The sequence below is a fragment of the Streptomyces sp. NPDC003327 genome, assembly GCF_053589515.1.
Genome location: NZ_JBSFSA010000011.1, coordinates 46,108 through 58,740 on the forward strand (window position 1 = coordinate 46,108; position 12,633 = coordinate 58,740).

The 12,633-nt window shown below is 73.9% G+C and carries 14 protein-coding genes and 1 tRNA gene; 6 read left to right on the top strand and 9 right to left on the bottom strand.

The window, feature by feature from the left end; genetic code table 11:
• Window positions 1–48: 48 nt before the first annotated feature.
• Window positions 49–285: a DUF397 domain-containing protein gene (locus ACWDVG_RS12815; RefSeq protein ID WP_015037566.1), complete on the bottom strand. Its 237-nt coding sequence runs from the start codon at window positions 283–285 to the stop codon at window positions 49–51.
• On the bottom strand, window positions 286–1,149 hold the full coding sequence (locus ACWDVG_RS12820) for a helix-turn-helix domain-containing protein (RefSeq protein ID WP_451698965.1): 864 nt from the start codon (window positions 1,147–1,149) through the stop codon (window positions 286–288). It abuts the gene before it with no gap.
• 243 nt (window positions 1,150–1,392) lie between these two features.
• Here ACWDVG_RS12820 and ACWDVG_RS12825 point away from each other — a divergent pair, with 243 nt between their 5' ends.
• The 3 genes from ACWDVG_RS12825 to ACWDVG_RS12835 all read left to right on the top strand — a co-directional run bounded on the left by ACWDVG_RS12825 (window position 1,393) and on the right by ACWDVG_RS12835 (window position 3,092).
• Window positions 1,393–1,842, top strand: a complete 450-nt coding sequence (locus tag ACWDVG_RS12825; protein WP_451698966.1) for an ATP-binding protein — start codon at window positions 1,393–1,395, stop codon at window positions 1,840–1,842.
• Window positions 1,836–2,294 (top strand): hypothetical protein, encoded by a 459-nt coding sequence (locus ACWDVG_RS12830; RefSeq protein WP_451698967.1) that lies wholly within the window; start codon window positions 1,836–1,838, stop codon window positions 2,292–2,294. Before ACWDVG_RS12825 ends, ACWDVG_RS12830 begins: the two co-directional genes overlap by 7 nt.
• Window positions 2,295–2,381: 87 nt before the next feature.
• On the top strand, window positions 2,382–3,092 hold the full coding sequence (locus ACWDVG_RS12835) for a class I SAM-dependent methyltransferase (RefSeq protein ID WP_451698968.1): 711 nt from the start codon (window positions 2,382–2,384) through the stop codon (window positions 3,090–3,092).
• 24 nt (window positions 3,093–3,116) lie between these two features.
• Here the strand turns inward: ACWDVG_RS12835 and ACWDVG_RS12840 are convergent, their stop codons facing one another.
• The 5 genes from ACWDVG_RS12840 to ACWDVG_RS12860 all read right to left on the bottom strand — a co-directional run bounded on the left by ACWDVG_RS12840 (window position 3,117) and on the right by ACWDVG_RS12860 (window position 6,750).
• Window positions 3,117–3,827, bottom strand: a complete 711-nt coding sequence (locus tag ACWDVG_RS12840; RefSeq protein ID WP_451698969.1) for a hypothetical protein — start codon at window positions 3,825–3,827, stop codon at window positions 3,117–3,119.
• A 123-nt stretch (window positions 3,828–3,950) separates the two neighbouring features.
• Window positions 3,951–4,038 (bottom strand) — tRNA-Leu (locus ACWDVG_RS12845).
• Between the two features lie 207 nt (window positions 4,039–4,245).
• Window positions 4,246–4,929: a class F sortase gene (locus tag ACWDVG_RS12850; RefSeq protein WP_451698971.1), complete on the bottom strand. Its 684-nt coding sequence runs from the start codon at window positions 4,927–4,929 to the stop codon at window positions 4,246–4,248.
• Window positions 4,930–5,054: 125 nt separating this feature from the next.
• On the bottom strand, window positions 5,055–5,663 hold the full coding sequence (locus ACWDVG_RS12855; protein ID WP_451698973.1) for a hypothetical protein: 609 nt from the start codon (window positions 5,661–5,663) through the stop codon (window positions 5,055–5,057).
• A 142-nt stretch (window positions 5,664–5,805) separates the two neighbouring features.
• Window positions 5,806–6,750 carry a beta-ketoacyl-ACP synthase III gene (locus ACWDVG_RS12860; protein WP_451698975.1) on the bottom strand — a complete coding sequence of 315 codons (945 nt, stop codon included), beginning with the start codon at window positions 6,748–6,750 and terminating at the stop codon, window positions 5,806–5,808.
• A gap of 217 nt (window positions 6,751–6,967) precedes the next feature.
• On the opposite strand from ACWDVG_RS12860, the gene fdhD reads away from it, so the two are divergent.
• Entirely contained in the window at window positions 6,968–7,795 is an 828-nt protein-coding gene (gene fdhD, locus ACWDVG_RS12865) for a formate dehydrogenase accessory sulfurtransferase FdhD (protein WP_451698977.1), read from the top strand.
• An 18-nt stretch (window positions 7,796–7,813) separates the two neighbouring features.
• Here fdhD and ACWDVG_RS12870 read toward each other — a convergent pair whose 3' ends face one another.
• Together ACWDVG_RS12870 and ACWDVG_RS12875 are read right to left on the bottom strand one after the other, a co-directional pair.
• Window positions 7,814–8,224, bottom strand: coding sequence for a (2Fe-2S) ferredoxin domain-containing protein (locus ACWDVG_RS12870; protein ID WP_451698979.1), 411 nt, complete (start codon window positions 8,222–8,224; stop codon window positions 7,814–7,816).
• Window positions 8,225–8,249: 25 nt separating this feature from the next.
• Window positions 8,250–9,404, bottom strand: coding sequence for a bile acid:sodium symporter family protein (locus ACWDVG_RS12875; RefSeq protein ID WP_451698981.1), 1,155 nt, complete (start codon window positions 9,402–9,404; stop codon window positions 8,250–8,252).
• A 351-nt stretch (window positions 9,405–9,755) separates the two neighbouring features.
• On the opposite strand from ACWDVG_RS12875, the gene ACWDVG_RS12880 reads away from it, so the two are divergent.
• Together ACWDVG_RS12880 and ACWDVG_RS12885 are read left to right on the top strand one after the other, a co-directional pair.
• Window positions 9,756–11,579: an AMP-dependent synthetase/ligase gene (locus ACWDVG_RS12880; RefSeq protein ID WP_451698983.1), complete on the top strand. Its 1,824-nt coding sequence runs from the start codon at window positions 9,756–9,758 to the stop codon at window positions 11,577–11,579.
• A gap of 257 nt (window positions 11,580–11,836) precedes the next feature.
• Window positions 11,837–12,631, top strand: a complete 795-nt coding sequence (locus ACWDVG_RS12885) for an aldo/keto reductase (protein WP_451699200.1) — start codon at window positions 11,837–11,839, stop codon at window positions 12,629–12,631.
• The last annotated feature ends 2 nt before the right edge of the window (window positions 12,632–12,633 follow it).

The window sequence follows — 12,633 nt, forward strand, 5'->3', positions numbered from 1 at the left end:
GTGGCGCTGCTGCAAGAGGTACGCGACGGTTCGGGCGGGACGGAAGGGTCAGGTGAGCAGGAAGTCGGCCTGACCGGATTTCGCTCCCTGGATGAAGGCGGCGATCTCCCCGTGGGTGTAGATGAGGGCGGGTCCTTCAGGGTCTGCGGACTGTCGCACGGCGACCCTGCCGTCGGCCAGCTTCATGGCCTCCACGCAGTTGCCCCCGTTCCCGCCGCTCCACGGCTTGTGCCAGCCCTCGGCACCGAGCTCAGCGGCGGGCATGCCGTTGTATATGCGATCCATTCACAGCTCCTTGCGGAGAACCCGGAGGATCTCCTTCGTGCGTTGTGCAGTCGCGGCCTGCGCCGCCATACGGTCCATGACCTCCAGGTGGGACGCCACCTCGGGCCGCGCGTCGAGGTAGACGGCGCCGGTGAGGTACTCGCTGTAGACCATGTCCGGGAGTTCGGGCATGGCGAAGCGGAAGAGGACGAACGGACCGTACGTGCCGGGGTGATGGCCGGACGCGAACTCCGCGATCTGCAGGGTGACGTTCGGCGACTCGGACGCTTCGAGCAGCCGGTCGAGCTGGTCGCGCATCACCTCGGGCCCGTGACCGACCGGTCGGCGGAGAACCGTCTCGTCCATGATCACCCAGAACTTGGGGGCGTCCTCCCTGGTCAACAGGGACTGACGCTCCATCCGGAGGGCTACATGGCGCTCGATCTCCTCGGCATCGCTGCCGCCGACCGCCCCGCTGCGCAGAATGGCACGGGCGTACTCCTCGGTCTGCAGCAGACCGGGGACGAACTGGGGTTCGTAGGCCCGGATGAGGCTCGCGGCCCCCTCCAGGCTCACGTACATGGAGAACCAGCCGGGCAGCACGTCGTGGAACCGCTGCCACCAGCCGGGGAGGTTGGCCTCCTCCGCGAGGGCGACGAAGCCCTCCGCCTCGGAGTCCGTGATGCCGTACGCCTTGAGCAGCAGCTGGACGTACGGGATCTTCAGCGCGACCTCGGCGGTCTCCATGCGCCGCACGGTGGCCGGGGCCACCCGGAGGATCTTGGCGGCCTCCTCCCGCTTCAGGCCGGCCCGCTCCCGAAGGTCCTGCAGACGCCTGCCGAGAACGACCTGTCCGACCGTGGGGGCGGACCGCGGCTCACTCACTCCTGACCTCCCCGACGCACTGTTTCGACGAGTGTGCCACGAAGCCAGTCCAGAGAGAACAGCGCACTCTGCAATTTTCAGAGTGCCACTTGCCAAGTGTCCGAGTCAGGAGGACAGTGTTCCGGTGAACCAGTACACGCTGCCTCCGCGCGCTCGCGCCCGGCGGAAGCGCCGTACGGCAGTCCTGCCCACTGTTGTGAGGAACCGGTCGTGGCTTCTGGTAACGCGCAGCCTTCAGGTCTCATGAGCCCTCGAGTCACGGCCCCGCGCCCTCAGCCCCGCACCGACGCCTCCGTGCGCCGTTTCGCCTTCGAACTCCCCGCCCGCACCGAATCGGTGGGCCGCGCCCGCCGCCTCGCGGAGGAACGGCTCATCCTCTGGGGCTGCGGCCCCGGCATACGCGACACGGTCGCGCTCCTCGTCTCCGAACTCGTCACCAACGCCGTCCTGCACACCGCGAGCCTCCGCGTGGTCTGCGAGCTGCGCGAGGGCGAGGAGAAGCTGCGCATAGCCGTACGCGACGAGGGCGGCCCGGCCGGGCCGCGCATCCGCGACTGCGGCGCCGAGGAACGCGGCCGCGGCCTCCTCATCGTCGACGCGCTCTGCAGCTCCTGGGGCGCCGAGCGCACCGGTCAGGGCACGTCCCAGATCGTCTGGGCGGAGCTCGCCCACGGCATGGGGGAACCGTGCTGAAGTCCGTGACGACCCTGCTGCTCCCCCGCAGCCGCCGCTCCTCCGAGGACCCCGCCGCTCCCGGCACGGTCCCCCTCCGCTCCCCCGCGCTCGGCGGCACCCGGCTGACCGTCCCCGGCGGCCTGCGCGCCGGCCTCGGCCGCGACGCGGTCGGCGTCCCCGCCCGCTTCGGCTTCCGCATCCTGTCCCGGCTGCCCGCCAAGGGCTGCGTCTACGCCGACAGCGACTGGTGGTGGTGGCTGGTCCCGGCCGGCTCCGACCACGACGTCACCTGGCCGCTGCCCGCCTGCTACGCCCCGGGCGCCGAGATCCCCGACCGGGGCCCCCGGCTGATCCACCACCCCGACGGGGACTCCCCGTACACGCCGCCGATCCCGCTCTACCTCCTGGTCTGCCAGCTGACGGGCACGGCCCCCTCCTGGTCGCCGCCCCCGGTGGGCAGCACGCTCTGAGAGCGCCGCGGTCCCGGAAGCCGGGCGGTCACCGCTCCGGGCGCCGGTCACCGTGACCGTACGGCTCCGAGCGCATAGGCTCGGGCCATGTTCACCCCGCAGGGCCCCAGCCTCCGCGAGTTGACCCGGCAGGCGCTCAGCTCCGTCGAGCACGGTTACGACCTGCTCGCCGACAAGTTCGACGCCACCCCCTTCCGCACCCCGGACCGGCTCCTCGACCCGGTGACCCGCACCCTGGAAGAGCTCGGTCCGTTCGACACGGGGCTCGACGTCTGCTGCGGCACCGGCGCGGGGCTCTCCGTCCTGCGGTCGGTGTGCGCGGGCCGGGTCGCGGGAGTCGACCTCAGTACGGGCATGCTGCGGCGGGCCCGCCGCGCCCACCCCGCCGCCACCCTTGTCCGGGCCGACGCGCTGGCCCTCCCCTTCGCACCGGTCTTCGACCTCGCGGTCAGCTTCGGCGCCTTCGGCCACTTCCTCCCGGACGCGCAGCGCACCCTGTTCACGCAGGTCCACGCCGCGCTGCGCCCCGGCGGCACCTTCGCCTTCCCGCTCCCCGCGCCGCCTCCGGTGGGCTCCCGCCCCTATTGGACGCTGTGGGGCTTCGACGCGGTCATGCGGGTCAGGAACGCCCTGTGGCGTCCGCCGTTCGTCATGTACTACCGCACCTTCCGCCTCGCGGACGTCGTCGCCCGCCTGGAGGACGCGGGCTTCACCGTCTCCCTCACCCCGCTGGACGCGCTGGGCCGCCGCCCGGACGGCAGCCCGAACTGCCGCCTGGTCGTGGCCCGCAAGCCCTGAGGCCGCCGAAGGCCCCGGTCGCGGTCAGGGCACCGGCCCGCTCCAGAAGGCGGCGTCCCGCTCGACGTCGACCCGCACCTCGACGTCGAGGACGGGCTGCGCGGCGGCCGGCAGGTCGAAGCCGTACGCGGCGACGGCCTGCCGTCCCGGCAGCACGGAGCCGCTCAGCCCGAGGTTCTCGTGCGGCTCCACGTCGAAGACCCGGGCGGCCTCCCGCCCGTCGCCGCCCCGTCCGTACACCTGCGCGAGGTCGAGCCGCAGCGGGGTCTCCGTCCCGTTGCGCACCGTGATCTCCACGGTCACCGCGGTGTTCCCCGGCGTGTGACCGGCGGCCGCGGCCGAGGGGGTGAACCGGACGGGTGCCGAGACCGTGACCTCGACGCCGTCCTCGTACCGCTGCGTCCGGCCGAAGGCGTGCGCCCCGGTGTCCGCGGCGGGGCTCTCCGCCGTCGGCCGCCCGGTCCGCGTGGGCGCCGTGGCGCCCGCGGAGTCCGGCTGCGCCGAGGAACCGGTGGCCGCTCCCCCGCCGCCGTCCTTCCGCGTACCGACCAGGAGCCCGGCGATGCCCGTCGCGAGGACGAGGACCCCGATCACGACGAGGACGAGCGGCCGCCACCGGCTGCGCCGCGGCCGCTCCGGCGGGTGCTGCCCCCGCAGCGGGCCGGAGGGCGGCCCGTCCGCCGGGGGCCCACCGCCCCACGACGCTCCCCCTGGTCTCCTGCCGTCATCGGCCATGACTGCCTCCGCCGTTCGCCGGGGCGACGCATGATCGTCCAGGGTAGGCCGGGGCGGCGCGGCCCGCGCGCCGAGGAGCGAACGAGAAATGCCGGTCGATCAGTGATCGACCGGCATTTCTGCTGGTGTCCGAGGGGGGACTTGAACCCCCACGCCCGATAAAGGGCACTAGCACCTCAAGCTAGCGCGTCTGCCATTCCGCCACCCGGACGGGGTGTGTGTCGCGCCGGGGTGTTCCCCCTGGCGACACGGATAACTCTACCAGGGGTTCGCGGTGGCTTTCACCAGCGTTTTCCCCGGTGACAGGGGGGAGCCCGACGCCCCCCGACGCCGGCTCCGTGCGGTCACCCTGACAAGCGGCGGGTGGTCCAGGCCAATCATTCGGCGGGAGTACGTCAGGTCCGGGCGGCGCCGGGCGTCAGCGGACCCCGGTGAGGCGGGCGGAGACCACGACGTTGCCCTGGTAGCCGGTCTCGCGGGAGAAGGGGCCGCCGCAGGTGATGAGGCGGAGCTCCGGGCGGCCCGCGTCCCCGTAGACCCGGGCGGCCGGGAAGCGGTCCTTGGGGACGACCTCGACGCCGTAGACGGTGAAGACGGCGGTACGGCCGTCGCGGCGGGCGACCTCCACGCGGTGGCCCTTGGCGAGGGCACCGAGGTCGTAGAAGACGGCCGGGCCGAACGGGGTGTCGACGTGGCCGACGACGACGGCGGTGCCGCGTTCACCGGGGGTGACGGAGCCGGTGAACCAGCCGGCGAGGTGGTCCTCCTCCGGGGGCGGCGCCTCGATCCAGCCGTCGGCGTCCAGGCCGGTCTTCGCCACGGGCGCGTCGACCCGGACGGACGGGATCCGGACGCGGACCGGGGAGGAGGCGGGCAGCGGGTCGGCGAGGGCGGTGGCGGCGAGGGCCCCGGTGCCTTCGGTGCCGAGCCGGTCGGGGGCCGCGGCCGCCAGGGGCTGCGGGGGCCCGGCCGGGTCGAGGCCGGCAGCGCCGCCGCGCACGAGGTGCACCCCGACGAGCAGGGCGACGAGGACGAGGCCCCAGGCCCCGTGCCGGCCGGTGCCGGCGGGCCCGCCGGCCTCGTTGGTCGACGACTCGCGCACGTACGCCCTCCTCGGCGCCCGTGGGGCGGCGCCCGCGGCGGGGCGCGCCCCCGGTGTGGCGCCCCTCCGCCCCGGACCTCGTCACACCGGGGCGGAGGGGCCGTTCTTCGGCCCCGGTCCCGGGGTCAGGCGCGGCCGTCGGCGCCGCGGCGGCGGGTGAGGACGACGGCGGCGCCGAGCGCGCCGGCGATCAGGGCGGCGCCGGTGACCAGCTCGGTGGCGCCGAGGTCCTCGGAGGCGGCCGGGCCGCCGTAGCCGGCCTTCACGCCCTTGTGGGCGCCGGGCGGCATGCCGGAGCCCTCGCCGGGGCCCTCGCCGGTGTCGGGGCGCGGGTGCGGGGCGCCGCCGGACGCGATGGTCAGCGTGGTCGTGCCGCGCTCGCCCTTGCAGTCGAAGGCGATCTCGTACTGGGCGCCGACCTTGGCCTCGACGTCGACGGTGGCGGTGCCGGGGCGGCCCTCGGTGAGGGTGACCGTGTCGAAGACGCCCGAGGTGACGGTCACGGACGGCACCTCGCAGCCGTCGGACGCGAGGGTGACGGTCCCGCCGGGGGCGATGGTCGCGGGGGTGACGGAGAAGCCGAACGACGTGACGTCGTGGTTCCCGCCGTCGCCGCTGCCGCCGCCCTCGCCGGTGCCCTCGCCTTCGCCCTCGGCCGCGGATGCCGTCGGCGCGGCGAGGACCAGGGCGGCCGCGGAGAGCAGGGCGGCGGAAGCGACACGTATCGCGCGCATGGCGGTCCTCCAGATCGCGCGAGGGTGCGGGGCACGGAGCCGTTCCGTACCGGGCGGTGCGGCGACCCTCGCCGCGATCGAAGCTAGGCCCGCCCCCGGCCCGCCGCCACCGGGCTCCGCCGAACGGGGCGCGCCGCGGCCGTCAGGGGACGCGGACCACCTGACCGGCGTACGAGAGGTTGCCGCCGAAGCCGAAGAGGAGGACGGGCGCGCCGGAGGCGAGTTCGCCGCGCTCGACGAGCTTGGCGAGGGCCATGGGGATCGAGGCGGCTGAGGTGTTGCCGGAGTCGACGACGTCCCGGGCGACGACCGCGTTGACGGCGCCGATCTTGGCGGCGAGCGGCTCGATGATCCGCAGGTTGGCCTGGTGGAGCACGACGCCGGCGAGCTCCTCGGGCGCGACGCCGCCGCGCGCGCAGGCCTCCCGGGCGAGGGCGGGGAGCTGCTGGGTGGCCCAGCGGTAGACGCTCTGGCCCTCCTGGGCGAAGCGCGGCGGGGTGCCCTCGATGCGGACGGCGTGGCCCATCTCGGGGACGGAGCCCCACAGGACGGGGCCGATGGCGCCGGTGTCCGTCTCGGTGGCCTCGACGACGACGGCGCCCGCGCCGTCGCCGACGAGGACGCAGGTGGTCCGGTCCGTCCAGTCGGTGACGTCGGTCATCTTGTCGGCGCCGATGACGAGGGCGCGGCGGGCGGCCCCGGCGCGGACGGTGTGGTCGGCGGTGGCCAGGGCGTGCGTGAATCCGGCGCAGACGACGTTGAGGTCGAGGGTGGCGGGCGAAGCCATGCCGAGGCGGGCGGCGACCCGGGCGGCGGTGTTGGGCGAGCGGTCGATCGCCGTGGAGGTCGCGACGAGGACGAGGTCGACGTCGGCGGCGGTGAGGCCCGCGGCGGCGAGGGCCTTCCCGGCGGCGTGCGCGGCGAGTTCGTCGACGGGCTCCTCGGGGCCGGCGACGTGGCGGGTGCGGATGCCGACCCGGGAGGTGATCCACGCGTCGTCGGTCTCGACGATCTCGGCGAGGTCGTGGTTGGTGAGCACCTTGGCGGGCTGGTAGTGCCCGAGCCCCGAGATGCGAGTGCCCGTCATGCCCGGGACCCCCTAGGTGAATCGTTCGTCCGGCAGGAACCACCCAGTCTTGCCAGCGACTGATCGGTAACCGGTGACGTAAACCACCAAGATTCCCCCGAATCGGTTGGCCGACCGCGACAAGGCCCGTGCGCCGCCCCGGCTCGCCGGGTGGGGGGGCGGAAGGAGGAGAATGGGCGCTCGGATTCCGGTACGGGGAGAGAGAGGGGTGCGTGGGATGGGACGGGTCACCGAGCGACGGCGTGTCGTGCGGATCCGGGGCGGGGCGGTGAACACCCGGCCGGACACGCTGGTCGCCGAGGAGCCGCTGGAGATCCGGCTGAACGGCCGCCCGATCGCGATCACGATGCGGACCCCGGGCGACGACTTCGCCCTCGCGGCCGGGTTCCTGGTGAGCGAGGGGGTGTTCGCCGCCGCTTCCGACGTGCGGAACATCCTGTACTGCGCGGGGGCGACGGCCGAGGGCGTCAACACGTACAACGTGGTGGACGTGCAGTCGGCCCCGGGCGTGAGGATCCCCGACATCTCCCTGGAGCGGAACGTCTACACCACCTCGTCCTGCGGGCTGTGCGGCAAGGCGAGCCTGGACGCGGTCCGTACGACCGCCCGGTTCCCGATCGCCGACGCTCCCCCGCTGCGGCTGACGCCCGCGGTGCTCGCCGCCCTTCCGGACCGGCTGCGGGCGGCGCAGCGGGTCTTCGACTCGACCGGCGGGCTGCACGCGGCGGCGCTGTTCACGGAGGACGGCGAGCTGCTGGACGTGCAGGAGGACGTGGGCCGGCACAACGCCGTGGACAAGCTGGTGGGGCGGGCGCTGCGGGAGGGGCTGCTGCCGCTGAGCCGGGCGGTGCTCCTGGTGTCGGGGCGGGCCTCCTTCGAACTGGCGCAGAAGGCCGTCATGGCGGGGATCCCGGTGCTCGCCGCGGTCTCCGCGCCGTCCTCGCTCGCCGTGGACCTGGCGGCGGAGACGGGGATGACGCTGGTCGGCTTCCTGCGCGGGGCCGACATGAACGTGTACGCGGGAGAGCACCGGATCGCGCTCTGAGCGGTCCTCGCCGGAGCGTCAGTTCTTCGGCGGGTCGATCATCTGGAGGGTGAGCGCCTCCGGGGGCGGGGCGATGCCGGGGCCGCCCGCCTCCGTCCAGGCGAGGATGGCGTCGAGCGAGTCGTCGTCCAGGGTGAAGCCGATCCAGGCGGCCCGGCCGCCGCGCCGTCGGCCTTCGGTGGAGGGCTGGACCACGACGACGTTGCCCTGCGCGCAGGGGCCGAGGCAGTCGCTCGTACGGACGGAGAGCCGGCCGCCGGAGCGCGCGGCGGCCTCCCGGAGGCGGTCCAGCTGCCCGGCGTGGTCGGTGCCGGGGTTCTTGCGGGCGTCGCCGCAGCAGCAGCCGCGGCAGACGACGAGGGAGCAGGGGCGGGCTCCGTAGCGTATGGGGACGCGGGTCGCACCGAGGGGGCGGCTCTGACGGGTCATGGGGCCACGGTATCCGCCCGGATGATCAGCGCGGGACGGGCGGGGTTCCCGGGGCCGCCGGTGCGGGTGAGGTGGCCGGTTCCGGCGCCTGCGTGGGCGCGGGGGCGGAGGCGAGGGGGGCGTCCTCGTCGCGGGAGCGGCGTGTGGCGAGGACCGCGCAGACCATCAGCTGCATCTGGTGGAAGAGCATCAGGGGCAGCACCGCCAGGGAGGCCTGGGCGCCGAAGAGGACGCTCGCCATCGGCAGCCCGGCCGCCAGGCTCTTCTTCGAACCGGCGAACTGGACGGCGATCCGGTCGGCCCGGCCGAAGCCGAGCCGCTTCGCGCCGTACCAGGTCAGTGTCAGCATCACCGCCAGCAGCACCGCCTCGACGGCGAGGAGCAGGCCGAGCCGGGCCGGGGTCACGAGCTGCCAGACGCCGGCGTTCATGCCCTCACTGAAGGCGGTGTAGACGACGAGCAGGATCGAGCCGCGGTCGACGTACCCGAGGACCTTCTTGTGACGGGTGACGAATCCGCCGATCCAGCGGCGCAGCACCTGCCCGGCGAGGAAGGGGACGAGCAGCTGGAACACGATCCCGAGCAGGGAGTCGGCGGAGAGGCCGCCGGTGCTGCCGCCGAGGAGGAGCGCCGCGAGCAGGGGCGTGAGGACGATGCCCGCGAGGGAGGAGAAGGAGCCCGCGCAGATCGCGGCGGGCACGTTGCCCCGGGCGATCGAGGTGAAGGCGATGGAGGACTGGATGGTGGAGGGGACGAGGCAGAGGAAGAGGAGGCCCTGAGCGAGGGACGGGGTGAGGACGGTGGGCGCGAGGCCCTGGGCGGCGAGGCCGAGGAGCGGGAAGAGGAGGAAGGTGCAGGCGAGGACGGTGAGGTGGAGCCGCCAGTGGCGCAGGCCGTCGAGCGCCTCGCGGGTGGAGAGCCGCGCGCCGTAGAGGAAGAAGAGGAGGGCGACGGCCCCGGTGGAGGCGCCTTCCGCGACGGTGGCCGCCGGGCCGGAGGCGGGAAGCAGGGCGGCGAGGCCGACCGTGGCGAGGAGGGCGAGGACGTAGCCGTCGACCGGCAGCCGGGCGGGCAGGAAGCGCGGGCGGCCGGGGGCCGCGGGGCCGGCGGTGCGGGTGCGGGGAGTACGGCGGGTGACGCGGGGGCGGTTGGTGCGGGGGCGGTTGGTGCGGGGGGTCATGGGCTCCACTGCTCCGTGGGGTGGTCGCGCTCCCCCATCCTGCGGCATCGCCCGGATCGCACGGAACCCGCCCCTCCGGGGCTGAGGGGGCGCGGCGGGCCCGGTGCGTGCCGGGCCCGTACAGATTCCGTGGAGATTGGCGCCCCGGAGGACGTACCGGTCGGTCGGGAACGGGCCCGGCACTGCTCCGACTTGATCCGTTCACCCACCCTGACCTGTGGGAACACGGATTGTCCCGGCTTGGTGAAGGCCCTCCCGCCGCGCTGGCGGGTGGGGTACCGTCACCCGCGCCGTACGGAGAGCGACAACGGCCCCTTTCAGCCATCGAGCCGTCGAGGGAGGAGCAGGTCAGTGCGCGAGTTCACGGTGCCGCCCGTCGAGGCGGCCCCCCTGGTCGGCGGTCTTGCGGACGCCGTGTTCGACCACGCCCTCGCGACGCCCGGGCGGATCGCGCTCGGCCGCAAGGGCTCCGACGGCGTGTGGCGGGACGTGACGTCGGCGCGGTTCAGGGACGAGGTCCTCGGCCTCGCCAAGGGGCTGATCGCCCAGGGCGTGCGGTTCGGCGACCGGGTCGCGATCATGTCCCGCACCCGCTACGAGTGGACGCTCTTCGACTTCGCGCTCTGGACGATCGGCGCGCAGCCCGTGCCCGTCTATCCGACCTCCTCCGCCGAGCAGGTGTTCTGGATGCTCCACGACGCCGAGGTCACGGCGTGCGTCGTGGAGCACGAGGACCACGCGATGACGATCGGCTCGGTGGTCGACCGGCTGCCCCGGCTCCAGCGGCTGTGGCAGCTGGACGCGGGGGCGGTGGCCGAGCTGACGGAGGCCGGGGCCGGGATCGACGAGGACGTGGTGCACCGGCACCGGCGGGCGGTGACGCCGGACTCGGTGGCCACGGTGATCTACACCTCGGGCACGACCGGGCGCCCGAAGGGCTGTGTGATCACCCACGCGAACTTCATGTTCGAGTCGGACATGCTGATCGGCCGCTGGGAGCCGGTCTTCCACTCGCGGCCGGGCGACGAGGCCGCCACGCTGCTCTTCCTGCCGCTCGCGCACGTCTTCGGCCGGATGGTGGAGGTCGCGGCGGTGCGCGGCGGGGTCAAGCTGGGCCACCAGCCGGTGATGACCGCCGCCGAACTGCTGCCGGACCTGGCGGCGTTCCGGCCGAGCTTCGTCCTCGCCGTCCCGTACATCTTCGAGAAGGTCTTCCACGCCGCGCGCCGCAAGGCGGAGAGCGAGGGACGGGTCGGTGCGTTCGACAAGGCCGTGGACGTGGCCGTCCGGTACGCCGAGGCCCTGGAGCACAAGGCGTTCGGCCTCGGCCCTGGGCCGTCGGCGGCGCTGCGCGTGCAGCACCAGTTCTTCGAGAAGACGGTGTACGTGAAGGTCCGCGAGTCCCTGGGCGGCCGGGTCCGGCACGCGATGTCGGGCGGCTCGGCCATGGACCGCAGGACCGGCCTGTTCTTCGCGGGCGCGGGCGTCACGGTCTACGAGGGGTACGGCCTCACGGAGTCCTCGGCCGCCGCCACCGCGAACCCGCCCGGGCGCGTCAAGTACGGCACGGTCGGGCAGCCCGTTCCGGGGACGACGGTGCACATCGCGGAGGACGGCGAGGTGTGGCTGCACGGCGGCCAGGTCTTCTCCGGCTACCTCGGCGACCCGGAGGCGACGGCGGCCGTCCTCAACGACGGCTGGCTCGCCACCGGCGACCTGGGGGCGCTCGACGAGGACGGCTATCTGACGATCACCGGCCGGAAGAAGGAGATCCTGGTGACCTCGGGCGGCAAGAGCGTCGCCCCCTCGGGCCTGGAGGAGCGGGTGCGGGCGCATCCGCTGATCGCCCAGTGCATCGTGGTCGGCAACGACCGCCCGTACGTGGCGGCCCTGGTGACGCTCGACCAGGAGGCGGTGGAACACTGGCTCGCGATGCAGGGGCGGCCGCCGCTCGCCCCCGCCGAGCTGGTGCGCGATCCCTCGCTGGAGACGGAGATCCGGCGGGGGGTGATCGCGGCCAACACGCTCGTCTCGCAGGCGGAGTCGATCCGCACCTTCCGCATCCTGGCGCATCCCTTCAGCGAGGAGCACGGGCTGCTCACGCCCTCCCTGAAGCTGAAGCGGAAGGCTATCGAACGGGCGTACGCGGCGGAGGTCGACGCGCTGTACGGCTGACCGGCGTCCGGCCGGGTGCGGCGGGGCGGGTCCCCTGCGGGTCGGGTACGCCTGGTCGGGTACGGATGGCCGGGTTCGGTCTTGTCCGTGCGTGCGGAATGCGGGGCGGGGGTCGATCGTTGAGGCTGAGGGAGAGGCGTGTCCCGAGTCCGCAGGGGCGGGCGCGCGTCCCCGTACGACCGCGACGACGTAAGGAACCTTCCCACGTGAGCACGGACAGCAAGGTCCCCTCGATCAACCTGAACAACGGCGTCCGGATGCCGCAGCTCGGCTTCGGTGTCTGGCAGGTGCCGGACGACGAGGCGGAGACGGCGGTGGCCGTCGCCCTGGAGGCCGGGTACCGCTCGATCGACACGGCGGCGATCTACCAGAACGAGCGCGGCACGGGCCGCGCCGTGGCCGCCTCCGGCATCCCCCGCGAGGACCTGTTCGTCACCACCAAACTGTGGAACAGCGAGCAGGGTCACGACGCGACGCTCCGCGCCTTCGACGCCTCGCTCGACAAGCTCGGCCTCGACTACGTCGACCTGTACCTGATCCACTGGCCGGTGCCGGCCAAGGACGCGTACGTCGACACGTACCGGGCGTTCGAGAAGATCCTGGCCGACGGGCGCGCCAAGGCGATCGGCGTCTCCAACTTCCTGCCGGAGCACCTGAAGCGGCTGATCGGCGAGACGTCCGTCGTGCCGGCCGTGAACCAGATCGAACTGCACCCGCAGCTCGCGCAGGGGGCCGCGCGCGAGGTGCACGCCCGGCACGGCATCGCGACCGAGGCCTGGTCGCCGCTCGGCCAGGGCCGCGGGCTCCTGGAGGTCCCGGCGATCGTCGCGATCGCGCGGAAGCACGAGCGGACTCCGGCCCAGGTGGTGCTGCGCTGGCACCTCCAGCTCGGGAACGTCGTGATCCCGAAGTCCGTGACCCCCTCGCGCATCCGCGAGAACATCGACGTCTTCGACTTCGAGCTGGACGCCGAGGACCTGGCCGCGATCGCCGCGCTCGACGAGGGCCGTCGCCTGGGCCCGGACCCGGCCGAGTTCAGCGCCGGCGCCTGACG

Coding starts and splice junctions, on each gene's coding strand:
- fdhD (WP_451698977.1), top strand. CDS start 6,968: ATGGGACGGGTCACCGAGCGACGGCGTGTCGTGCGGATCCGGGGCGGG.
- ACWDVG_RS12885 (WP_451699200.1), top strand. CDS start 11,837: ATGCCGCAGCTCGGCTTCGGTGTCTGGCAGGTGCCGGACGACGAGGCG.
- ACWDVG_RS12835 (WP_451698968.1), top strand. CDS start 2,382: ATGTTCACCCCGCAGGGCCCCAGCCTCCGCGAGTTGACCCGGCAGGCG.
- ACWDVG_RS12840 (WP_451698969.1), bottom strand. CDS start 3,827: ATGGCCGATGACGGCAGGAGACCAGGGGGAGCGTCGTGGGGCGGTGGG.
- ACWDVG_RS12875 (WP_451698981.1), bottom strand. CDS start 9,404: ATGACCCCCCGCACCAACCGCCCCCGCACCAACCGCCCCCGCGTCACC.
- ACWDVG_RS12825 (WP_451698966.1), top strand. CDS start 1,393: ATGAGCCCTCGAGTCACGGCCCCGCGCCCTCAGCCCCGCACCGACGCC.
- ACWDVG_RS12815 (WP_015037566.1), bottom strand. CDS start 285: ATGGATCGCATATACAACGGCATGCCCGCCGCTGAGCTCGGTGCCGAG.
- ACWDVG_RS12855 (WP_451698973.1), bottom strand. CDS start 5,663: ATGCGCGCGATACGTGTCGCTTCCGCCGCCCTGCTCTCCGCGGCCGCC.
- ACWDVG_RS12870 (WP_451698979.1), bottom strand. CDS start 8,224: ATGACCCGTCAGAGCCGCCCCCTCGGTGCGACCCGCGTCCCCATACGC.
- ACWDVG_RS12860 (WP_451698975.1), bottom strand. CDS start 6,750: ATGACGGGCACTCGCATCTCGGGGCTCGGGCACTACCAGCCCGCCAAG.